This is a genomic window from Roseibium sp. FZY0029, assembly GCF_036350355.1.
In the GTDB taxonomy this organism is placed as follows: Bacteria; Pseudomonadota; Alphaproteobacteria; order Rhizobiales; family Stappiaceae; genus Roseibium.
Genome location: NZ_JAZDVZ010000005.1, coordinates 481,853 through 501,941, shown reverse-complemented (window position 1 = coordinate 501,941; position 20,089 = coordinate 481,853). Strand labels below are relative to the sequence as shown.

General features: G+C 57.0%; 18 protein-coding genes. 12 read left to right on the top strand and 6 right to left on the bottom strand.

The annotated features are described in order from the left end of the window. Positions 1-29 precede the first annotated feature (29 nt). A complete protein-coding gene (uvrA, locus tag V1T76_RS17045; RefSeq protein ID WP_330561843.1) occupies positions 30-2,960 on the bottom strand; it encodes an excinuclease ABC subunit UvrA in 2,931 nt (976 codons plus the stop codon). A gap of 387 nt (positions 2,961-3,347) precedes the next feature. On the opposite strand from uvrA, the gene V1T76_RS17040 reads away from it, so the two are divergent. Both V1T76_RS17040 and V1T76_RS17035 read left to right on the top strand, forming a co-directional pair. Next, the gene (locus tag V1T76_RS17040; RefSeq protein WP_330561842.1) at positions 3,348-3,581 is read left to right on the top strand and encodes a hypothetical protein; all 234 of its coding nucleotides are present in this window, start codon (positions 3,348-3,350) and stop codon (positions 3,579-3,581) included. Further along, positions 3,544-4,095, top strand: coding sequence for a single-stranded DNA-binding protein (locus tag V1T76_RS17035; protein ID WP_330561841.1), 552 nt, complete (start codon positions 3,544-3,546; stop codon positions 4,093-4,095). The genes V1T76_RS17040 and V1T76_RS17035 overlap by 38 nt, the downstream gene beginning before the upstream one ends. 61 nt (positions 4,096-4,156) lie before the next feature. Here the strand turns inward: V1T76_RS17035 and V1T76_RS17030 are convergent, their stop codons facing one another. Then, positions 4,157-4,633 carry a hypothetical protein gene (locus V1T76_RS17030; RefSeq protein WP_330561840.1) on the bottom strand — a complete coding sequence of 159 codons (477 nt, stop codon included), beginning with the start codon at positions 4,631-4,633 and terminating at the stop codon, positions 4,157-4,159. Between the two features lie 436 nt (positions 4,634-5,069). Here V1T76_RS17030 and V1T76_RS17025 point away from each other — a divergent pair, with 436 nt between their 5' ends. Then, positions 5,070-7,055 (top strand): L,D-transpeptidase family protein, encoded by a 1,986-nt coding sequence (locus tag V1T76_RS17025; RefSeq protein WP_330561839.1) that lies wholly within the window; start codon positions 5,070-5,072, stop codon positions 7,053-7,055. Positions 7,056-7,128: 73 nt separating this feature from the next. Here the strand turns inward: V1T76_RS17025 and V1T76_RS17020 are convergent, their stop codons facing one another. Continuing rightward, positions 7,129-8,352 carry a zinc ABC transporter substrate-binding protein gene (locus V1T76_RS17020; protein WP_330561838.1) on the bottom strand — a complete coding sequence of 408 codons (1,224 nt, stop codon included), beginning with the start codon at positions 8,350-8,352 and terminating at the stop codon, positions 7,129-7,131. Between the two features lie 44 nt (positions 8,353-8,396). On the opposite strand from V1T76_RS17020, the gene V1T76_RS17015 reads away from it, so the two are divergent. The 8 genes from V1T76_RS17015 to paaZ all read left to right on the top strand — a co-directional run bounded on the left by V1T76_RS17015 (position 8,397) and on the right by paaZ (position 15,744). Continuing rightward, entirely contained in the window at positions 8,397-9,254 is an 858-nt protein-coding gene (locus V1T76_RS17015) for a PaaX family transcriptional regulator (protein WP_330561837.1), read from the top strand. Between the two features lie 131 nt (positions 9,255-9,385). Further along, positions 9,386-10,378 carry a 1,2-phenylacetyl-CoA epoxidase subunit PaaA gene (gene paaA / locus V1T76_RS17010; protein ID WP_330561982.1) on the top strand — a complete coding sequence of 331 codons (993 nt, stop codon included), beginning with the start codon at positions 9,386-9,388 and terminating at the stop codon, positions 10,376-10,378. A 5-nt stretch (positions 10,379-10,383) separates the two neighbouring features. Next, positions 10,384-10,869: a DUF3291 domain-containing protein gene (locus V1T76_RS17005; RefSeq protein ID WP_330561836.1), complete on the top strand. Its 486-nt coding sequence runs from the start codon at positions 10,384-10,386 to the stop codon at positions 10,867-10,869. 16 nt (positions 10,870-10,885) lie between these two features. After that, on the top strand, positions 10,886-11,170 hold the full coding sequence (paaB, locus tag V1T76_RS17000) for a 1,2-phenylacetyl-CoA epoxidase subunit PaaB (protein WP_006933303.1): 285 nt from the start codon (positions 10,886-10,888) through the stop codon (positions 11,168-11,170). Then, on the top strand, positions 11,170-11,946 hold the full coding sequence (gene paaC, locus V1T76_RS16995) for a 1,2-phenylacetyl-CoA epoxidase subunit PaaC (protein WP_330561835.1): 777 nt from the start codon (positions 11,170-11,172) through the stop codon (positions 11,944-11,946). Before paaB ends, paaC begins: the two co-directional genes overlap by 1 nt. 4 nt (positions 11,947-11,950) lie before the next feature. Further along, positions 11,951-12,463, top strand: a complete 513-nt coding sequence (gene paaD / locus V1T76_RS16990; protein ID WP_330561834.1) for a 1,2-phenylacetyl-CoA epoxidase subunit PaaD — start codon at positions 11,951-11,953, stop codon at positions 12,461-12,463. 128 nt (positions 12,464-12,591) lie between these two features. Continuing rightward, positions 12,592-13,665 (top strand): 1,2-phenylacetyl-CoA epoxidase subunit PaaE, encoded by a 1,074-nt coding sequence (paaE, locus tag V1T76_RS16985; protein ID WP_330561833.1) that lies wholly within the window; start codon positions 12,592-12,594, stop codon positions 13,663-13,665. Between the two features lie 30 nt (positions 13,666-13,695). After that, entirely contained in the window at positions 13,696-15,744 is a 2,049-nt protein-coding gene (gene paaZ / locus V1T76_RS16980; protein WP_330561832.1) for a phenylacetic acid degradation bifunctional protein PaaZ, read from the top strand. Positions 15,745-15,902: 158 nt separating this feature from the next. Here paaZ and paaK read toward each other — a convergent pair whose 3' ends face one another. From paaK to paaG, 3 genes are read right to left on the bottom strand one after another with little or no spacing between them, the layout of a single operon-like run. After that, positions 15,903-17,213 carry a phenylacetate--CoA ligase PaaK gene (paaK, locus tag V1T76_RS16975; protein WP_330561831.1) on the bottom strand — a complete coding sequence of 437 codons (1,311 nt, stop codon included), beginning with the start codon at positions 17,211-17,213 and terminating at the stop codon, positions 15,903-15,905. A gap of 38 nt (positions 17,214-17,251) precedes the next feature. After that, on the bottom strand, positions 17,252-17,677 hold the full coding sequence (gene paaI / locus V1T76_RS16970; RefSeq protein ID WP_330561830.1) for a hydroxyphenylacetyl-CoA thioesterase PaaI: 426 nt from the start codon (positions 17,675-17,677) through the stop codon (positions 17,252-17,254). A 12-nt stretch (positions 17,678-17,689) separates the two neighbouring features. Next, entirely contained in the window at positions 17,690-18,484 is a 795-nt protein-coding gene (paaG, locus tag V1T76_RS16965; RefSeq protein WP_330561829.1) for a 2-(1,2-epoxy-1,2-dihydrophenyl)acetyl-CoA isomerase PaaG, read from the bottom strand. A 254-nt stretch (positions 18,485-18,738) separates the two neighbouring features. On the opposite strand from paaG, the gene V1T76_RS16960 reads away from it, so the two are divergent. Then, positions 18,739-20,058 (top strand): HlyD family type I secretion periplasmic adaptor subunit, encoded by a 1,320-nt coding sequence (locus V1T76_RS16960; RefSeq protein WP_330561828.1) that lies wholly within the window; start codon positions 18,739-18,741, stop codon positions 20,056-20,058. Positions 20,059-20,089: the final 31 nt, after the last annotated feature.

The following is a 20,089-nucleotide window of genomic DNA, read 5'->3' as shown; positions in this document are numbered from 1 at the left end:
ACGTCGCGTAACCAAAGAGTGGTTAAGGCTTATTCGGCGGCGTCGTTTGCCCTTTGTGGCCGCCTTTGCAGCAGCTCCTGCAGGAATTGGCCTGTGTAGCTTTCCGATACCTCAGCCACGTCTTCCGGGCGCCCGGTCGCAACCACCGTTCCGCCGCCGTCACCACCTTCCGGGCCGAGGTCGATAATCCAGTCTGCCGTCTTGATGACTTCCAGGTTGTGCTCGATCACCAGCACAGTGTTTCCCTGGTCGACAAGCTCATGCAGCACTTCCAGAAGTTTGGCGACGTCATGGAAGTGAAGACCAGTCGTCGGCTCGTCCAGGATGTACAGCGTCCGGCCTGTCGAACGCTTCGAGAGCTCCTTGGCCAGCTTTACCCGCTGCGCTTCCCCGCCCGAAAGCGTTGTCGCCTGCTGGCCAACCTTGATGTAGCCAAGACCGACACGTGCCAGGGTCTCCATCTTGTCGCGCACGGCTGGAACCGCGGAAAAGAAGACAGCGGCTTCATCCACAGTCATATCCAGCACATCGGCAATCGACTTGCCCTTGAACTCGACCTCGAGCGTTTCCCGGTTGTACCTCTTGCCTTTACAGACGTCGCACGTGACGTAGACATCCGGCAGGAAGTGCATCTCGATCTTGATGACGCCATCGCCCTGACAGGCTTCGCAGCGGCCACCCTTCACGTTGAAGGAAAACCGTCCGGGCTGATAGCCTCTGGCCTTGGCTTCCGGCATTCCGGCGAACCACTCGCGGATCGGGGTGAAGGCTCCGGTGTAGGTTGCCGGGTTGGACCTGGGCGTCCGTCCGATCGGCGACTGGTCGATGTCGATGACCTTGTCGAGAACCTCCAGGCCTTCGATACGATCATGCGGGGCAGGGTTGTCCCTTGCGCCGTTAAGGCGGCGGGCAGCAGCCTTATAAAGCGTGTCGATCAGAAACGTGGATTTGCCACCTCCGGAAACGCCGGTGACACAGGTGAAGGTGCCGAGCGGCACGTCGACATCGATGTCCTTGAGGTTGTTGCCTCGGGCTCCCCGGACGGAAATCTTCCGTTTCTTATTGATTTTCCGGCGCTCGTCGTTGCACGACACCATTTTCACTCCGGACAGGTACTGGCCTGTCAGCGAGTTGGGATTGGCCATGATTTCGGAAGGCGTGCCCTTGGCGACAATCTGGCCGCCATGCACACCGGCTCCAGGTCCCACATCTACCACATAATCAGCCGTCAGAACGGCATCTTCATCGTGTTCAACGACAATCACCGTGTTGCCGAGATCGCGCAGATGCTTGAGCGTCTCCAAAAGGCGGGCGTTGTCTCGTTGATGAAGGCCGATCGAGGGTTCGTCCAGCACGTAAAGAACGCCGGTAAGCCCCGATCCGATCTGCGATGCGAGACGGATACGCTGGCTTTCACCGCCTGAAAGAGTGCCGGAAGACCGTGACAGCGTCAGATATTCAAGTCCGACATCGTTCAGGAATTTCAGCCTCTCGCGGATTTCCTTCAGAATGCGGCCGGCGATTTCTGTCTGTTTTTCATTCAGCTGCTCGGGAAGAGCTTCGAACCACTTGCTCGCATCGCGGATGGAATGTTCGGTGATCTGTCCGATATGCTTGCCGGCAATCTTCACGGCAAGCGCTTCGGGCTTCAAGCGGAAGCCGTTACAGGCCGGGCAGGCGTGATCTGACTGGAACCTGGCAAGCTCCTCGCGAACCCAGGTCGATTCCGTCTCGCGCCAGCGCCGTTCGATGTTGCCGATGACACCTTCGAAGGTCTTTTCAGTCCGGTAGCTGCGAACACCGTCGTCGTAAACGAATTCAATCTTCGCATTGCCGGTACCGTGCAAGATTGCGTCACGAACCTCGGAAGGAAGATCTTTCCACGGGGTCGCCATGGAAACCTTGAAGTGGCTGCACAGGGCTTCAAGCGTCTGCGCATAATAAGGAGACGTCGACCCGGTCTTGGCCCACGGCAGCACAGCCCCTTCGCGCAGCGACAGTGAGTGGTCGGGCACCACCAGGTCTTCCTCGAACGCAAGCGTCGTTCCCAGACCGTCACAGGTTGGGCAGGCCCCAAAAGGATTGTTGAACGAGAACAGGCGCGGCTCGATTTCTGAAATTGTGAAACCGGAAACGGGGCAGGCGAATTTTTCGGAAAAGATCATCCGCTCCGGATTGCCGTTCTCGTCCGTCTTGTCGGCGAATTCGGCAATCGCAATGCCGTCGGCAAGTTTCAGCGCTGTTTCCAGGGAGTCGGCAAGCCTGCCGGAAATGTCGTCCCGGACGACAATGCGATCGACGACGACATCGATGTCGTGCTTGAACTTCTTGTCGAGGGCAGGGGCTTCGGAAATCTCGTGGAAGGTGCCGTCGATCTTGACGCGCTGGAAGCCCTTCTTCATCAGCTCGGCAAGTTCCTTGCGGTACTCCCCCTTGCGGCCTCGAACCATTGGAGCCAGCAGATAGAGGCGTGCGCCTTCTTCCAGTTCCAGAACGCGGTCGACCATCTGGCTGACAGTCTGGCTTTCAATCGGCAGGCCCGTCGCCGGCGAATAGGGGATCCCGACACGCGCAAACAGAAGGCGCATGTAGTCGTAGATCTCCGTAACCGTTCCAACGGTGGAGCGCGGATTACGAGATGTAGTCTTCTGTTCAATGGAGATTGCCGGAGACAGGCCATCGATCTGGTCGACATCCGGTTTCTGCATCATTTCCAGAAACTGACGTGCGTAGGCCGAGAGGCTTTCCACATACCGGCGCTGACCTTCGGCATAGATGGTGTCGAAGGCGAGAGACGATTTCCCGGACCCCGACAAGCCGGTCATCACAATTAGCTTGTCGCGAGGCAGATCCAGGTCGACACCCTTCAGGTTGTGCTCCCGCGCGCCGCGTATGCTGATGACCCGGGTGGGGTCTGCCTTCCAGGCTTCTTCCGACTGCGATCCCTTGGCTGTCTTCATCGTCGTTCTTCCTGACCGCACGCGGCGCGTGATGCCGATTGATACCCGCGCATGCGTTAGAGATGTTCCATTAAAGCTGATGTCTGTTGCCCCGATATAGCAGTTTCGGGCGGAGCTTCCAGTGAGGCATATTCGATATCTTGGCCAAAGCCGCTTCGGTTACGATGCCTGATTGAATCGCTTTTACAGAAATGATAAGAACAAAACAAGTACATTGACAGGTCTACCGTCAGGAGCGCGACCTGAAAAGGTGGACAGGCCGCGGCAAAGCGCGAGGTTCTGTCCTGACAGATCGTGACGTTAAGTCTGGAACAAAGACGGAGCAAATTGTAACGACCCGCAATTCATGGTGGTATCGTTTGGAACTGCTCGAATTTTGAGCGCACGATGCCGGTGGCGAATTTCGTGCTGCCTTGTGGAAAATGGTTGAAGGCAGGCGAAAATAGCGGCGAAGCTGTTGGCGGGCCGTTAGGGTTCTGGTTTCTAGCAGCAAAGCTTGCAGCGCGGGCTGATTGCCGAAGCGTGCCGGAGAAGCACGTGCATATCGGCGGTCCGGTCAGCGAAAAACAAACAGGAGTGCAGTATGGCGGGCAGCGTCAACAAGGTAATTTTGGTCGGTAATCTGGGAGCAGACCCGGAAATCCGCCGCACGCAGGATGGCCGCCCGATCGCCAATCTCCGGATTGCGACGTCGGAATCCTGGCGTGATCGCAACACCGGCGAGCGTCGCGAAAAGACGGAATGGCACCGGGTGGTGATCTTCAACGACGGTTTGTGCAAAGTCGCCGAGCAGTATTTGCGTAAAGGCTCGAAGGTCTATCTGGAAGGTCAGCTTCAGACCCGTAAGTGGCAGGATCAGTCCGGCCAGGACCGGTACTCGACGGAAATCGTTTTGCAGGGGTTCAACTCCAACCTGACCATGCTTGACGGCCGCGGCGAAGGCGGCGGTGCATCCGGTGGTCTCCCCGATTACGGCAATGACTCACAGGGCGGCGGAGGCGGCTTTGGCGGTGGCGGTTCTGGTTCCGGAGGGAATTTCGGCGGCGGCTACAGTGGTGGTTCCAGCAGCGGTGGCGGTTACGGCGGCCCGTCCGGTGGCGGCGGTGGCCCAATGGACGACGAGATCCCGTTCTGATCCGGCTTTATTGTTCCATGTGCGGCCCCTGGCATTGGGGCCGCGCATCATGGAATGTCGATCAGCCGCCCACGTGTGGGTCGTAAGGCGTGCTTGGATCGTCAACACCCTCATAATACTCCTTCGCAGTGCCAAGGCCGCAATGGTAGACGGCTTCCTCCGCACGCGTATCGCCACCGGTGATCGGTGCGCCATTGTGGTGTGCGAACTCATGGATAATGGTCGCAAGCACCATCCATCTCCCCATTTTGAAAGCTCTGTCGCCTATCGCGATTTCGCCGGAAGGAACATGAATTTCCCCGTGCAGCGGTGATATCGTCGGGCCGTAATTCACCCAGATCGTGCTGTCGTTGATCATGTCCGACAGGCTGCGCCCTCTGGGCAGCGTGCGGAAATAGGCATTACACGACGGGTTGTTCTTGACCATCTTGAATAATTTGTTCCGGGCCCACTTCAGCTTTGAATACTGGGAGGAATTGAAACTGGTGTATTTCCAGATTGGTGACGAATGATCACCGACATTGAATTGAAACGGCATGTTGCACTCCGGCTTTCTCACTAATTCGTGATGCCGTGATACGTCGTCGCAGCGAAGGGTGAAGTGACGACGGTCACTTTGAAGCGCTTTTAAAAATACCCGGATTTGGCCGCGCAAACGTTCGGGAGGCCAAACAAGGCGAAGCGGGTACGAGGCATTATCGCCACACTTGTCTGATTTCAAACCTGTGTATGACCACGCCCCTTAACCATCTGATGAACCCTGTTATAGTATCAAGCGTTTTAAGACGCAGTTTCAGGGAGTCGGAGGGTGGCTCCGGTTAAATGGAAACTGCAAAGCCCGCACCATGCACCTTAAACCGTTGTCGGTCGCGCATGTGCTGGAACGTCTTCGATCCTGGCAGGGAATGATAAAACCTGGAAGACTTGCGCAAGGCTTCAGGTTCAAACAGACATAAAACAAACGGGTTTAAACAATGCGAGCGAATGAAATGGCACTGGGCGAAGGTTCCAGGAAAAACCGGACACGCTCTGTGCTTGGCGCGTCCTTCAGGGCCGGCCTGATGGCGACGGTTCTCTTTTCCGGGTTCAATCTTGCGACTGTCGAAACGGCATCCGCGCAAGGCCTGTTTCAACGCCTGTTCAATCCTGAAGCGCATCGGCGCCAGCAGGAGCGGGAACGGCAGCAGCAACAGCAGGATCTGCGCAAGAAAGTTGTTAGCGCCAGGGTCTCAGCTCCCCGTTACCTCAATTACACGCCCGATAGCTGGAAGGCGGTCTCTCTTGCAGAGCTGTCGGAGATGAAAACAGCCGAGGTGAAGCCCGGCGTACAATCCGGTGAAGTTGCCGAAACACCGGCCGTTGAGAGCGATAGCTTGCCTCAGGCTCCTGTCGTGCCGACTGCGTTCGACGCTGCGCGCCCGGCGTTGAAGAAGATGACTCTGACGGTTTTGCCGGAAGTTGGCGAAGCGGTTATCTCCTATTATCGCGAACATCCCGATTTCGTATGGGTCAAGGACGGTAAGCCCGCCGACAAGGCAATGGCCATGCGCCGCGGCCTCGGTGATACCGCCAAATATGCGCTTAACCCGGATGACTACCTTGTGGATCTTCCCGCGACCGCCGGACTGGAAGGCGAGGCGCTTGATACCGCGATGATGCGTTTTGAAATGGAAATGAGCGCAGCGGTTCTGACGTATGTTCTGGATTCCAAACGCGGCCGCGTCGATCCGAACCGCATTTCCGAGTATCACGACCTGCCTCGGCATGCGGTTGATCTTGTCAGCGCTCTGGAAAGTTTCAAGAATGCTTCGGATGTTGAAGCTGAAGTTGCGCAAGTACAGCCGCAGAGCGACCATTTCCGCAAACTGACGGAAGAGCTTGCCCGCCTGAAAGCTGAAGACGAGGACGCCGACCAGATCGTCATCGCGCCGGGCACTTTCCTCAAAGCGGGCAAGTCCAGCCCTGAAATGAAGAATATCGTCGCCGCGATCAACAAGAACGGTTCCGAGGAGCTCAAGACGGCTCATGCAGAAACGCTGGCGGCCTACGACGGCGCAGAACTCTATTCTCCGGAACTTGTTGAGCTGGTGAAGTCCTTCCAGAAGGAAGCCAAGCTCACGCCGGATGGCATCATCGGCAAGAACACCATCAATGCGATGGTCGGAGAGACCAACGCGGCAAAGATCGCAAAGGTCGAACTGGCCATGGAGCGGAGCCGCTGGTTGCCCGAGCAACTTGGCGAGCGCAAGGTCTTCATCAATCAGGCAGCCTTTACAGCCACCTATACGGCGCCGGGCGAAGATCCGCTGAGCATGCGTGTCGTTGTCGGCAAGAAGTCCAATCAGACCAACTTCTTCTACGACAAGATCCAGATCGTTGAATACAATCCTTATTGGGGCGTTCCGTATTCGATCATCGTCAATGAAATGCTGCCGAAACTCGCCAAGGATCCCAGCTATCTCGATCGTGCCGGCTACGAAGTCACGACACCGGGCGGTCGCCAGATCTCCTCGTCTGCAGTCGATTGGTACGCGGTTGCCTCCAAACAGCAATCCGTCAATGTACGCCAGTATCCGGGCAGCTCGAATGCACTAGGGGAGGTCAAGATTCTCTTCCCCAACAAGCATCACATCTACATGCATGACACGCCAGCGAAGAGCCTCTTCAAGAAAGACATGCGTGCGTACAGCCACGGCTGCATTCGCCTTCAGGACCCTCGCGCCATGGCCGCTGCTGTTCTAGGGAAGTCCAAGGATTACGTGAGTTCGCGTATCTCGGCTGGCCAGAACGAACAGGAAAAGGTCACGGGTGATATTCCCGTCTATGTGTCCTACTTCACGGCATGGCCGGAGGTGGACGGGACTATCGGCTTCTATACAGATGTCTACGACAGGGACATGCACCTGTTGGAGGCAATCGAGAAAACAGAAGCTGCTCGCGAAAAAGCCAGAACGTCCTGAGCAAGGACTGGAACAAAAAAACCGCCGAAGGGAAACCTTCGGCGGTTTTTTGTTTTTCCTCGAACGATCACTCTCAGGACGCTCCGTCCAGACATCCCTTCAAGGAATCTGCTAGCCCCTTCAGGACTTGCGGGTAAAGGTCCGGTCCGTTTTCCAGCTCGGTTCCCAGCGGGTCGAGCGTGGCTGACTTTGCTTTGCTGCCTTCCAGGACAACGGAAACCAGCTTGGAGTCAAACTGCGGCTCTTGAAACACGCAACTGACATTGAGTTCGCTGATCTTGTTCTGAATAGCCTTGATCCTGTCCGCACTGGCCAAAGCTTCCGGAGAAACGGTGATAGAGCCGCTTGCCTCGATATCGTAATGGTGTTCGAAATGGTGGTAAGCGTCGTGGAACACGATGAACTTGTGGTCCGCCAAGGGGGCGAGTTCGGCGGAAATCTCTTCGTCGAGTTCACCGATCCGTTTAGCGAATGCCGACGCGTTCTTTTTGTAAATGTCGGCATTGGCAGGGTCCCGTTCAGCAAGGGTTTCTGCCATGATCTTTGCAATCTCGACGCCGTTTTCCGGATTCAGCCAGATATGCGGGTCAACGGCATCATGCTCCGCGTGATGATGCTCTTCATCGTGGTCATGGTCGCCGTGATCGTGATCATCGTGATCAGAAGCTTCATGCACTTCGTCATGATCATGAGCGGAATGGTCGTGGTCATGACCAGCATGTTCTTCTTCCGAGCCGCCCTCATCATGATGGTGATCATGAGCTTCGAAGGTAGCGCCTTCACGGATATCAAGTTGATGGATACCCGCGGCATCGATCAGTTCGACAGATACGGCGTTCTTTGCCATGGTTTCGATAGGCTTCTTGAGGGAGGGAGCCAATTCCGGGCCGACCCAGAAAACCACATCGGCCCCTTGAAGCAGAAAAGCCTGGGACGGTTTTAACGCATACCCATGGGGAGAAGATGCTCCGTCGATGAGCACATATGGGGTTCCTACACCTTCCATAACGGCGGCAGCGATGGATTGGAGCGGTTTGATCGAGGTAACGACCGAAGGGGCTTCGGCATGTGCGTTCACAGCCAGGGTCAGAAGCGCAGCGGTGGCAGGTGCAGTCAGACGAAGCGAGCGGTTGACGCCGGCTTGGAGCGCGGGAAAGGAGAGGGGCATCGGATGTGACTTCCACAGAGATGTAATTATATAACGCGTAACTTTATAACGTTCAGGTTTTTGTTTTTCAAGACCACATATACCGGTTTGTTGCCAGGCGCGTTTTCGAACGTCTTGGTTTGCCGGCAACCAGCGGGTAAACTTCCGAAAAAAGCCGATGGATCAAAAGCTTCATGCACACTGATACTGAAAGTCTGACGGAAGGTTTTCTGCAGCCGTTTCCGCCCAAAGCCGCGCAGCTGATCGTAACGATCTACGGCGATATCGTCGAACCGCGCGGCGGTGTGTTGTGGATGGGAGATCTCATCAGCCTGTGCGCCAGTTTCGGGGTCAATGAATCCCTGGTCAGAACGGCAGTTTCCCGTCTTGTGACCAAAGGTCAGCTGACGGGTGAGAGGGAAGGCCGGCGAAGTTTCTATGCTTTGACGCCGGACGCGCGAGAGGAGTACCACCTCGCGGCCGATTTGTTCTATGGCCCCGAAGATACCGATTGCGGCTGGCTTTTGACCCATTGCACTGAAGCTGCGGATCAGGCGATTCTGATGCGGTTCGGTTTTGCCTCCCTGGAAGGCAATGTTTACATCGGGGCTGACAGGCCGGGGCGCCCGCTTCTTGGCACAACGTTTCGCGCAACGGACGTGCCTAACCGAGGCGATCTGGAAAACATCGCCAGCTCCGCGTTTGGTCTTTTCTCTCTTGACCGTGACTACGCGGAGTTTGTGTCACACTTCAGGCCGATGCAGGACCTTGTTGCGACAGGGCTATTGCCGAGATCCGCGCTGCTGTTTCGTCTCGCGCTCGTGCATGCCTACCGCGGCATTCGCTTGCGAGACCCGCGTCTGCCACGCTCGATTTTGCCAAAAGACTGGAGCGGTTATGAGGCAAGATCGCTCTTTGCCGCCCTTTACCGAGACCTGTCTCCAGGTGCTGACGGTTACATCGCCCAAAACCTTATGAACCAGGATGGTCTGTTGGCCGAAGCGCCAGACCCCGTTTTGAAACGGATGCGCGCACTTTCTTCAAGTGCCTGAAATAAAAAATGAAATGAACCTGACGGGGGCGCAGGAAACAAAAACATCACAAAAATTTTTAAATTCATGCTTTTTCTGTGATGCTTTGTAGGGTATCCTTTCGGAAATTCAACATGACGAAAGGAGGCGTCATGTATGCCCAGATGGTAAAAACCGACGCGACCAAAGTACGTTCTCTTTCCGAAATGACGGAACAGGAACGCGCCTTCCAGGAACGCATTGACCGTGGCGAGAAGATCGAGCCGACGGACTGGATGCCGGAAGGCTATCGCAAGACCCTGATCCGCCAGATTGGCCAGCATGCCCACTCGGAAATTGTCGGACAGCTTCCGGAAGGCAACTGGATCACGCGTGCGCCGACGCTTGAACGCAAGGCCATCCTGCTTGCCAAGGTGCAGGACGAGGCTGGTCATGGGCTTTACCTCTACTGTGCGGCAGAAACGCTCGGCGTCAGCCGGGATGAGCTGATTGAGCTGCTGCACGCCGGCAAGATGAAATACTCCTCGATCTTCAATTACCCGACACTGACATGGGCGGATATCGGCGCGGTCGGTTGGCTGGTGGATGGTGCGGCCATCATGAATCAGGTGCCGCTGCAGAGAACATCTTTCGGACCGTATTCCCGGGCGATGATCCGCATCTGCAAGGAAGAGAGTTTCCACCAACGCCAGGGCTACGACATCATGATGAAGATGGCCAAGGGCTCGCCGGCGCAACGCCGGATGGCGCAGGATGCCTTGAACAGGTTCTGGTATCCGTCGCTGATGATGTTCGGTCCTTCTGACAAGGATTCTGTGCATTCCGCTCAGTCAATGGCGTGGAAAATCAAGATCAACACGAATGACGAGCTCCGTCAGAAATTTGTCGACCAGACCGTTCCCCAAGCTGAGTACCTCGGACTGAAGGTTCCAGATGAGAACCTCAAATGGAATGAGGAAAAGGGCGGCTACGACTTCTCCGAACCGGACTGGAGCGAATTTTTCGAAGTGCTGAAGGGCAACGGCCCTTGCAACAGAGAGCGGATGGAAGCGCGGGTCAGGGCCTGGGAAGATGGTGCCTGGGTGCGTGACGGACTGATGGCGCATGCTGACAAGCGGACCGCTGCACGAACCGCCGCCGAGTAAGATACATGATCAGGAAACAACACCTGGCTGAATTGAATGTCGCGCGGCTGCGTTATGAAATAACCGATCCCCGGATCGCAGATTTCGTCAACAATCTGGACCGTGTCAACGCAGCCGCCGAACGCAGCAGCGGGTTTGTCTGGCGCTTGAAGGACGAGGCTGGCAACGCCACTTCCATGGCCAGCGATAACGACCCGCTGGTGATCCCAAACCTGTCGGTGTGGACTGACGTGAGCTCTTTGGAAAACTTTGTCTTCAAGACCGTCCATAAACGCATTTACGACCGGCGGGCTGAATGGTTCGAAGTCATGGAACGGATGCATTTCGTCATGTGGCCGGTCGACGTTGGCCATGAGCCGACGCTCCAGGAAGCCTTGCAAAAACTCGACTATCTGAACACCCATGGATCAACGGATCTTGCCTTCGGCTGGGACCATGTGAAGGACGCCACTCTCTGGCGGTCGGCACGTTGTTCCAGTGCCGCAGCCTGACATTTCGGAGGAAATCATGAAAAAGGAATGGCCCCTCTGGGAGGTCTTTATTCGTGGTCAGCACGGACTCAATCATCGTCATGTCGGCTCCCTTCATGCTCCGGATGCCGAGATGGCGATCAAGAACGCGCGCGATGTTTACACACGACGCAAGGAAGGCGTTTCTATCTGGGTGGTCCCGTCAGCGCAGATCACCGCATCAGATCCCGGCGCCAAGGATGCCCTGTTCGAGCCGTCCATGGACAAGATCTACAGGCACCCGAGTTTTTACGACATTCCTGATGAAGTCGGAAAAATGTAATGGCCCGCGCTACCGATCTTATCTCAAACGATATTCTCTTTGAGTGGCTGCTGCGCCGGGGCGATACCGCGCTGGTGCTCGGACACCGCGTTTCCGAGTGGTGTGGACATTCACCGGTCCTTGAAGAAGATATCGCGCTCGCGAATGTCGCGCTCGATCTAATTGGGCAGGCGCGGATGTGGCTCGGCCTTGCAGGTGAAGTCGAGGGGGAGGGGCGCGGCGAAAACGAGCTGGCTTATCTTCGTGACGCCTGGGACTTTCGCAACTTTCTGCTCGCCGAACAGCCGAACGGAGATTTCGGCCAAACGCTGATGAGGCAGTTCCTGATCGACGCCTATCAGGTGCCGTTGCTTGAGGCTCTAAAAGGTTCGAAAGACGAGAGGATCGCAGCCATTGCCGCCAAGGCCGGCAAGGAAGTTGCCTATCATCTTGATCGCTCCGCCGACCTTGTGATCCGGCTTGGTGACGGCACCGCGGAAAGTCATCGCCGCATGCAGCAGGCGCTCGATGCCCTATGGTCTTACACCGGAGAAATGTTTATCAGCGACGCCGTCGACACCGCAATGGCGGAAGCTGGTCTTGCTCCGGATCCTGCGTCCTTGAAAGTGGCGTGGCAGGAAACCGTTGATGCGGTTCTGGACCAGGCGACACTCACAGCACCGGAAGACGAATTTGCCCATACCGGTGGCTTGACGGGACGTCATTCGGAACATCTGGGGCATCTACTTGCGGAAATGCAGTTCCTGCAGCGCGCCTATCCCGGCGCAACCTGGTGACGCCATGCCTGTTACCGAGGACATCGTCTGGAAATGGTTGTCGGAGATACCGGATCCGGAAATCCCGGTTCTGTCTCTGACGGATCTGGGTGTCATCCGTGATGTCGCCTGGCAGGACGAAACTCTTGTTGTAACCGTCACGCCGACCTACAGCGGCTGCCCGGCAACAGCCATAATCAATCTCGATATTGAAACCAAGTTGCTGGAATGCGGTGTTTCGAACGTGCGTCTTGAGCAGCAGCTCAGCCCGCCATGGACGACCGACTGGTTGACGAAAGCGGGCCGGGAAAAACTGCGCGCATACGGCATTGCGCCGCCGGTTGACGGAACCCGTTCCGACAGTTCGGCTGCCGGACGGATGGCGCGACTGACAGGTCAAGGCGATTTCAAGGTCGCCTGTCCGCGCTGCGGTTCGGAAAACACGGAAAAGATCAGTCAGTTTGGCTCCACACCCTGCAAGGCAGCTTATCGCTGCCAGGCCTGCCTGGAGCCATTCGATTACTTCAAGTGCCACTGAGAGGGCACGGCTTCTAGTCTGGTCGCGCAGGGAGGCTTGAGGCTTCCGTTCTGCGGCCAGGGTTATTCGACGAGCGCCTCAAAGCCGGAACCGGAAGGCGCTCCAGATCATGTTTCGGGAGGACATGCATGTCGCGGTTTCATGCGCTGACAGTGACTGAGGTGACGCCGGATACAAGAGATTCCGTCGTCGTTACCTTGCAACCGAAGCCAGAAGAACAGGATCTGTTCCGCTTCGAGCAGGGACAGTATCTGACGTTCCGGCGCGACTTCGATGGCCATGAAGTACGCCGTTGCTACTCTATTTGCGCCGGCACCGAGGACGGAACGCTGAAAGTGGGGATCAAGCGCGTTGATGGCGGCGCTTTTTCCTGCTGGGCTCATGAAAGCATGCGGCCTGGGGATATGCTCGAGGCCATGCCGCCACTCGGCAGCTTCAACGCCCCGATCAATCCGGACCTTGCGCGTTTTTACGTCGGTTTTGCCGGTGGTTCGGGCATTACCCCCATTCTATCTATCCTGAAAACGGTGTTGGCACGCGAACCGAATTCTCAATTCACGCTGGTTTATGCCAACCGGCAGATTTCCTCCATCATGTTCCGCGAGGAACTTGAGGACTTGAAGAACCGCTATCTCGGCCGCCTGCAGGTGATCCATATCCTCAAGAGCGATGCGCAGGATACCGAACTGTTTTCCGGCCGCGTCGACCAAGAGAAATTGAACGACCTGTTCGACACGCTGATCGACCCTCAGGACATTGACGTTGCTTTCCTGTGTGGTCCCCACGGCATGATGGAGACCGTTCGCACAAGTCTGGAAGCGCGAGGCGTTGAAGCGGACAAGATCCGTCAGGAACTCTTCAAGTCCGACCAGCCAGGGCGCTTGCCGGCAAAACTTCGCCCGGAAGTCATCGATGGCTCGGCGAAAGAAGCTGATCTTCGCCTGACAATCGACGGCACCACACGCGAAATTCACATGGAGCCGGGCGAGACCATTCTGGAAGCTGCACATCGCCATAACATTGATGCACCATATTCCTGTTGCGCCGGAGTGTGCTCCACTTGCCGTGGCAAGGTGCTGGAAGGAGAGGTCGAAATGGCCGCCAACCACGCTCTGGAGGACGATGAAATCCGTGACGGTTACGTTCTTACATGCCAGTCGCGTCCGCTCAGCAAACGCCTTGTCGTCACCTACGACGCCTGAGCCCGTCCCGCCTCAAGAACTGGATTTAATATGACCGCTCACCCGCACAAAGTCCGCGTTTTGGAAAGCTACCTCGCCGGTAGCTGGCGGCAAGGAAAGGCAGAAGGCAAACCTTTGCTGGATGCCGCAACCGGCGCTCCCGTTGCAACAATTGACGCCTCCGGTCTGGATCTTGCCGAAGCGCTGGCCTGGGGCCGCGACACAGGCGGCAAGGCCCTTCGCAAGATGACCTATCACGAGCGCGCCCTGATGCTGAAAACCCTGGCTCAGGCGCTGACGGAGCAGAAGGAAATCTTCTACCAGGAGAGCTTTGCGACCGGTGCCACACGCAAGGACAGCTGGATCGATATCGAGGGCGGTATCGGCACCATGTTTGCCTATTCTTCAAAGGCCCGGCGGGAAATGCCGAACACCCGGGTTTTTGTCGAGGGCGCGGTGGAGCCGTTGTCGCGGGACAACACCTTTTCCGGCCAACACGTGCTGACACCTTTGCAGGGCGTCGCCGTTCATATCAATGCTTTCAACTTCCCGTGCTGGGGAATGCTGGAAAAAATTGCTCCGGCCCTGATTGCCGGGGTTCCGTGTCTGGTCAAGCCCGCGAGCCAGACCGCCTATCTCACCGAACTGATGGTGCGCCATATTCTGGCGACCGGAATTCTTCCGGAAGGTTCGCTTCAACTGCTGTGCGGATCGGCGGGAGATCTGATCGACCACGTCACGGGGCAGGATGTTGTCACCTTCACCGGATCCGCAGCCACGGGGCAGATGCTGCGTCAAACGCCAGCCATCGTGCAAAATTCCGTGCGCTTCTCCATGGAAGCCGACAGTCTCAACGCTGCCGTGCTGGGGCCGGATGTCAGCGCGGAAGATCCCGAATTTGATCTCTTCATCAAGGAAGTTGCCCGGGAAATGACGGTGAAGGCAGGGCAGAAGTGCACGGCCATTCGCCGGGTTATCGTCCCTCGCAAACTCTCTGCAGCAGTTGCGGATGCGCTTTGTAAGCGGCTCGGCAAGGCGGTGATCGGCGATCCGCGTGACGAAGCCGTGTCGATGGGGCCGCTTGCTTCTGCCAGCCAGCGTGAAGAAGTGCTAGCACGTGTCGCCGATCTGAAAGCAGAGGCCGAAATTGTGCCTGGCCTCGACCAGACAGGCCCGGCGAAGGGAGCGTTTGCTGGACCGGTTCTGTTGCATTGCGACAATCCCATGAGCGCTGAAGCGGTCCACTCGGTAGAGGCGTTTGGTCCGGTAGCGACATTGATGCCCTACGACGAATTGGAAGAAGCTGTTGAACTGACCCACAAGGGCAAGGGCTCTCTGGTAGCGTCTCTATTCACGAATGATCGGTCGGTTGCGGAAGAGGCGGTGCTCGGTATGGCGCCGTTCCACGGCCGTGTCGTGATCGGCAACCGTCAAAGCGCAAAATCCTCGACCGGTCACGGATCTCCTTTGCCAATGCTTGTCCATGGCGGGCCGGGCCGGGCAGGGGGCGGCGAAGAGCTTGGCGGCCTGCGCTCGGTCAAACATTACATGCAGCGGACAGCCGTCCAGGGAACGCCTGCCTTGCTCGGGGCCGTCACCGGAAGGTGGGTTTCAGGTGCTCCAGGGCGGGAGGACAGCCGTCATCCGTTCCGCAAGTCGCTCAGGGATCTGAAGATCGGTGATCAGCTCCACACGAAGTCGCGGGAAGTTTCGCTGGAAGACATCGAGCATTTCGCGACCTTCACCGGCGATACCTTCTATGCCCACATGGATGAAGACGCAGCGAAACGGAACCCGTTCTTTGAAGGCCGGGTAGCACACGGCTATCTGATCGTCTCCTTTGCCGCTGGTCTATTCGTTGATCCGGACGAAGGACCGGTGCTGGCGAACTACGGCGTCGACAGCCTGCGTTTCATGACGCCGGTCAATGCGGGTGACGCGCTCAAGGTCCAGCTGACCGCCAAGGAAATTTCGCCAAGAATTTCTGCCGACTATGGCGAAGTGCGGTGGGATTGCCTCGTGACCAACCAGAACGATGAACCGGTCGCTCAGTATGACGTTCTGACACTAGTCGCCAAGGAATGGCCGGCCTCTGCCTGAGGCATCAGCAGCTTAAAAGGAAGAAGGCCACCTGATCGGGTGGCCTTTTTCTTTGTCGAAGGGTTCTAGCAAAGTTGCCGAGGGCGTCCAGCTTTTTGTCCGTGCCCCAGTCCCGGCTCGTGCGAACCACGGCCGAGCGCGATACGGAACTGGATTGCTTACTCTTTCGGACGGTTATCGACGACCCGTTTTGCCTTTCCGGCAGAACGCTCCACCTTGCCTGGTTCGGTGACATCGATCTTTGCCGACACGCCGACCACGCTCTTGATGTGGTGCGAGAGTTCCCTGGCCGAGGCCTGACGCGCATCATCCGCCGCCGCATTCGGCAAGGCTTCCACATGTACCGTCATGACATCAAGCCTATCGGACCGGGACAATTCGATCTGGAAATGCGGAGACAGCCCTTCGCATTTCAGGATCTGCTCCTCGATCTGGGTTGGGAACACATTGACGCCGCGAAGGATGATCATGTCATCGGAGCGGCCTGTGATCTTTTCCATCCGCCGCATGGACCGAGCCGTGCCGGGCAAAAGCCGGGTCAGGTCGCGGGTGCGGTAACGGACCATCGGCAGGCCTTCCTTGGTGAGCGTGGTAAAGACTAGTTCCCCGATCTCGCCATCCGGCAGCACATCACCGGTCACCGGGTCGATGATTTCTGGATAGAAATGATCCTCCCAGATATGCAGGCCATCCTTGGTCTCCACACATTCGTTCGCAACACCCGGCCCAAGAACCTCCGACAGGCCATAAATGTCGACCGCATGCATGTCGAATGCGTCTTCTATTTCCGAGCGCATCGCGTTGGTCCAGGGCTCTGCGCCGAAGATCCCTGTGGCAAGAGACGTTTCGCGCGGATCAATTCCCTGTCTGCGGAACTCATCCAGAATGGACAGGAGATAGGACGGCGTCACCATGATGATGCGAGGTTTGAAGTCCTGGATCAGCGTCACCTGGCGTTCCGTCATGCCACCGGAGACAGGAACGACGGTGCACCCTAACTTTTCAGCGCCGTAGTGAGCACCGAGCCCACCGGTGAAAAGCCCGTAGCCATAGGCGACGTGAATGATATCGCCAGGCCGCCCGCCGGACGCACGAATGGAGCGCGCGACAAGTCCGGCCCACATGTCGATGTCATTCGCCGTGTATCCGACGACCGTCGGTTTCCCCGTGGTGCCGGAAGACGCATGCACGCGCACGATCTTGTCGCGCGGCACGGCAAAGAGGCCGAAAGGATAATTGTCCCTCAGGTCGCTCTTGGTCGTGAACGGAAATTTCGACAAGTCGGCAAGGGTCTTCAAGTCTGAAGGATGGACGCCTTTTTCATCGAAGCGTTTCCTGAAAAGCGGGACATTTTCGTAGGAATGATTGAGAGACCACTGCAATCTCTGCAATTGCAGGGCCGACAATTCGTCCCGGCTGGCTGTTTCAATAGGCTCAAGATCTCCCGGTCGCGGAGCCAGATTTTCCATGTTTTCCTCCCTTGAGCAGCCCTGTGGGCCACCCGCCGTCAGTCCGGCAAGATTGTACCTTTAGTTGTTCTGGAATTACCTCGGAATTCAGCAATGACGGTGCCCATCTGGTTGGCCACAGTCACATCGTACAGGCCCGACCGGCCGGTACGCGATTTCTCGCTCGCGGTGGCCGTCAAACGGTCCCCCAGATGGGCAGGGGCCAGAAACGTGATGTCACAATGCTGGGCGACCGTAACCTGGTTGTAGGTATTGCAGGCAAATGCGAAGGCGCTGTCGGCAAGCGTGAAGATATAGCCGCCATGGCAGATACCGTGGCCATTGGTCATAGCTTTTGTAACCGTCATCGACATTGTCGAGTGGCCGGCGCGTACGGCCTCGAGTTTCATGTCGAGGTGCTGTGTTGCTGTATCCTGTGACCACATTCGATCGGCGCAGGCGCGAGCTAGTTCATCCGGTGTCATGGAGTGCCTCATTCAAACGCCGGTAAACCGGGCAGGGCGTTTTTCCAGGAATGCGGTAACGCCTTCCCGGTAATCATTCGTGCGTCCGGCCTTCCGCTGACCGTCACGCTCTGCATCCAGATGCTGGTCGAGAGACTGGTCTGCCGCAGCCTGGATCAGTTCCTTGGTAAGAGCCAATCCGGTGGTTGCTCCGGCCGCCAGTTGCGTTGCCAGCGTTCCGGCTTCTGTCATCAGTTCCGCGTCAGGAACCGACTTCCAGATAAGCCCCCAGTCGGCCGCGGTCTCAGCTCCCAAAGGCTCACCGGTCATGGCAAGCGCCTTGGCACGCGCCTCGCCGATAAGCCTCGGCAACAACCACGTTCCACCCGAATCGGGCACCAGTCCAATCTTTGAAAAAGCTTGTATGAAGCGTGCCGACTGGGCGGCCAGCACGATATCGCAGGCAAGTGCTATATTGGCGCCAGCGCCCGCAGCCACTCCGTTAACCGCACAAACAACCGGTTTTTGGAGGGCCCTGATCTGACGAACCAGCGGATTATAGAGCGTCTCAAGCGTCACGCCGAGATCGGGAGCCTCGCCTCCGCCGCGCATGTCCCTGTCGGAAAGGTCCTGGCCCGCGCAAAATGCACGGCCAGCTCCTGTCAGCAACACCGCCCGGATTGAGTTGTCTTGCGTGGCGTCGGTCAAATGCTTGCGAAGCGCATGATGCATTGCTTCGTTGAAAGCATTGAGCCGATCCGGCCGGTTGAGTGTCAAAAAAAGACAACCATCGCGCCGTTCAGCGAGCACGGTTTCAGCGTCTGTCATGCGCCCCTCCCAAAGCATCACATCTTTTTCCAGAAAATGGATATTCTTGTGACATTAATGCACGACGAACCGTCCCGGTCAAAGCCAGAATGCAGATTTGCGGTACGCTTGTTCACTTTGGGCCTCCGCGGCAGTCCGCGTGTCCTTCGCACAACTCGGGTTCGAAAAGCCCTTAAAATGACATTCCTCTGATTCAGCTCATATTTACTTTAACCATCGATAGTTAGCGCAGTTTCAGCCAGCGTCAGGGCATCATGTTCATCCGTAAAACCACCGGTGACAATTTTTCATTGGACATTCCTTTGGAACTGGAAGAGGGACCTCCTCCGGTTGCCTATCGCCGCGTGCTGCAAGTTTTGTCGCTGACCTCCGCCGCATTTCTTGCCTGGGCCGCCATCGGTCAAGTGCGTGAAGTGGCAAATGCATCGGGTGAAATCGTTCCGGCGGGAAAGGTTCAGACTGTCGGTCACCTCGAAGGTGGAATCGTAGCCGAAGTGATGGTTCGCGAAGGCCAGCTGGTTGAAAAGGGAACCCCCATCGTCCGACTTTTGGAAACCGCGACGTCGAGTGATCTGGAAAAGGTGCAGACCCGGCTGAAGTTTCTGGCAACGGAAGAGCAACGGCTCGGAAACCCGGACCTTGGTACCGGTGCGAATGGTTTAAGGCTTGGAGCCGACGCAGGCTTCAGCGAAGCCCAGCAGGCCGCTTACGATGCGCAGCGGCTCGCGCTGGAAAAGGAACAGCAGGCGCTAAAGGCTCGGGTCAGTGAAAAGCAAGCCGAACTGACCAGTATTCTGGAACGGATCGCACTTCAGGAAACGCAGGTCGAGATCGAACAGGAAAAGTACCAGATCCAGGAAAACCTCTTCAAACAGGGATACACCTCGAAACGGCGCTTTCTGGATTCAAAGTCATCTCTTCAAATCGCGCAGAGTCAGTTGAGCGAACTGAAGGGCATGAGCGGCCGCGTTACGGCACAATTGACAGAAGCAACCGCCAGCCTTGAGCGCTCGATCGCCGTTGCAGAGGAAGAACAGGCGGTTGAGCGCAGCCGCGTCGCGCAGGAACGCAGCGAGCTGGTTTTCGAAGCTGACAAGCAGAAAGACCGTTTCGATCGTCTGTTCGTGCGGGCTCCGGTGAGCGGACACGTGAAGGCGCTTTATCTCAAAGGGCCCGGCAGCGTGCTGGCGCCGGGAGATGTAGTCGCCGAGGTGGTGCCGAGCGACAGCGATCTTGTTGCCGAAGTGCGTGTTTCGCCGCGAGACATCGGTCATGTTGATGTTGGCGACGAAGCGGAAATAGCCGTAACAACATTTGATCCGAACATCGAGGGAACGTTGAAAGGCGAGGTATCTGTTATCTCTGCCTCAAGTTTCCGGGATGAATACGGCAACTACTATTTCAAGGCCACGATCCCTCTCAAGACCAACACCATCGGTCATGGGGCCAGCGCCGAAACCATTTCTCCCGGCATGGTCGTCGATGCGAAGATTGTCACCGGTTCCAAGTCGGTGCTGCAATACATGCTGAAGCCGGTCACCCGCGCCATCGGCGACCCGCTCAGTGAACGTTGAGCCCACCCCAGGCATCCGATCGCTTCTTGTT

Excerpts from the sequence above, each read along its gene's own strand:
- paaB (WP_006933303.1), top strand. The coding sequence starts at position 10,886 with ATGAAAAAGGAATGGCCCCTCTGGGAGGTCTTTATTCGTGGTCAGCAC.
- paaC (WP_330561835.1), top strand. The coding sequence starts at position 11,170 with ATGGCCCGCGCTACCGATCTTATCTCAAACGATATTCTCTTTGAGTGG.
- paaK (WP_330561831.1), bottom strand. The coding sequence starts at position 17,213 with ATGGAAAATCTGGCTCCGCGACCGGGAGATCTTGAGCCTATTGAAACA.
- paaE (WP_330561833.1), top strand. The coding sequence starts at position 12,592 with ATGTCGCGGTTTCATGCGCTGACAGTGACTGAGGTGACGCCGGATACA.
- paaZ (WP_330561832.1), top strand. The coding sequence starts at position 13,696 with ATGACCGCTCACCCGCACAAAGTCCGCGTTTTGGAAAGCTACCTCGCC.
- uvrA (WP_330561843.1), bottom strand. The coding sequence starts at position 2,960 with ATGAAGACAGCCAAGGGATCGCAGTCGGAAGAAGCCTGGAAGGCAGAC.
- V1T76_RS17015 (WP_330561837.1), top strand. The coding sequence starts at position 8,397 with ATGCACACTGATACTGAAAGTCTGACGGAAGGTTTTCTGCAGCCGTTT.
- paaG (WP_330561829.1), bottom strand. The coding sequence starts at position 18,484 with ATGACAGACGCTGAAACCGTGCTCGCTGAACGGCGCGATGGTTGTCTT.
- V1T76_RS17030 (WP_330561840.1), bottom strand. The coding sequence starts at position 4,633 with ATGCCGTTTCAATTCAATGTCGGTGATCATTCGTCACCAATCTGGAAA.
- paaI (WP_330561830.1), bottom strand. The coding sequence starts at position 17,677 with ATGACACCGGATGAACTAGCTCGCGCCTGCGCCGATCGAATGTGGTCA.
- paaD (WP_330561834.1), top strand. The coding sequence starts at position 11,951 with ATGCCTGTTACCGAGGACATCGTCTGGAAATGGTTGTCGGAGATACCG.
- V1T76_RS17035 (WP_330561841.1), top strand. The coding sequence starts at position 3,544 with ATGGCGGGCAGCGTCAACAAGGTAATTTTGGTCGGTAATCTGGGAGCA.
- V1T76_RS17005 (WP_330561836.1), top strand. The coding sequence starts at position 10,384 with ATGATCAGGAAACAACACCTGGCTGAATTGAATGTCGCGCGGCTGCGT.
- paaA (WP_330561982.1), top strand. The coding sequence starts at position 9,386 with ATGTATGCCCAGATGGTAAAAACCGACGCGACCAAAGTACGTTCTCTT.
- V1T76_RS17040 (WP_330561842.1), top strand. The coding sequence starts at position 3,348 with ATGCCGGTGGCGAATTTCGTGCTGCCTTGTGGAAAATGGTTGAAGGCA.
- V1T76_RS16960 (WP_330561828.1), top strand. The coding sequence starts at position 18,739 with ATGTTCATCCGTAAAACCACCGGTGACAATTTTTCATTGGACATTCCT.
- V1T76_RS17025 (WP_330561839.1), top strand. The coding sequence starts at position 5,070 with ATGCGAGCGAATGAAATGGCACTGGGCGAAGGTTCCAGGAAAAACCGG.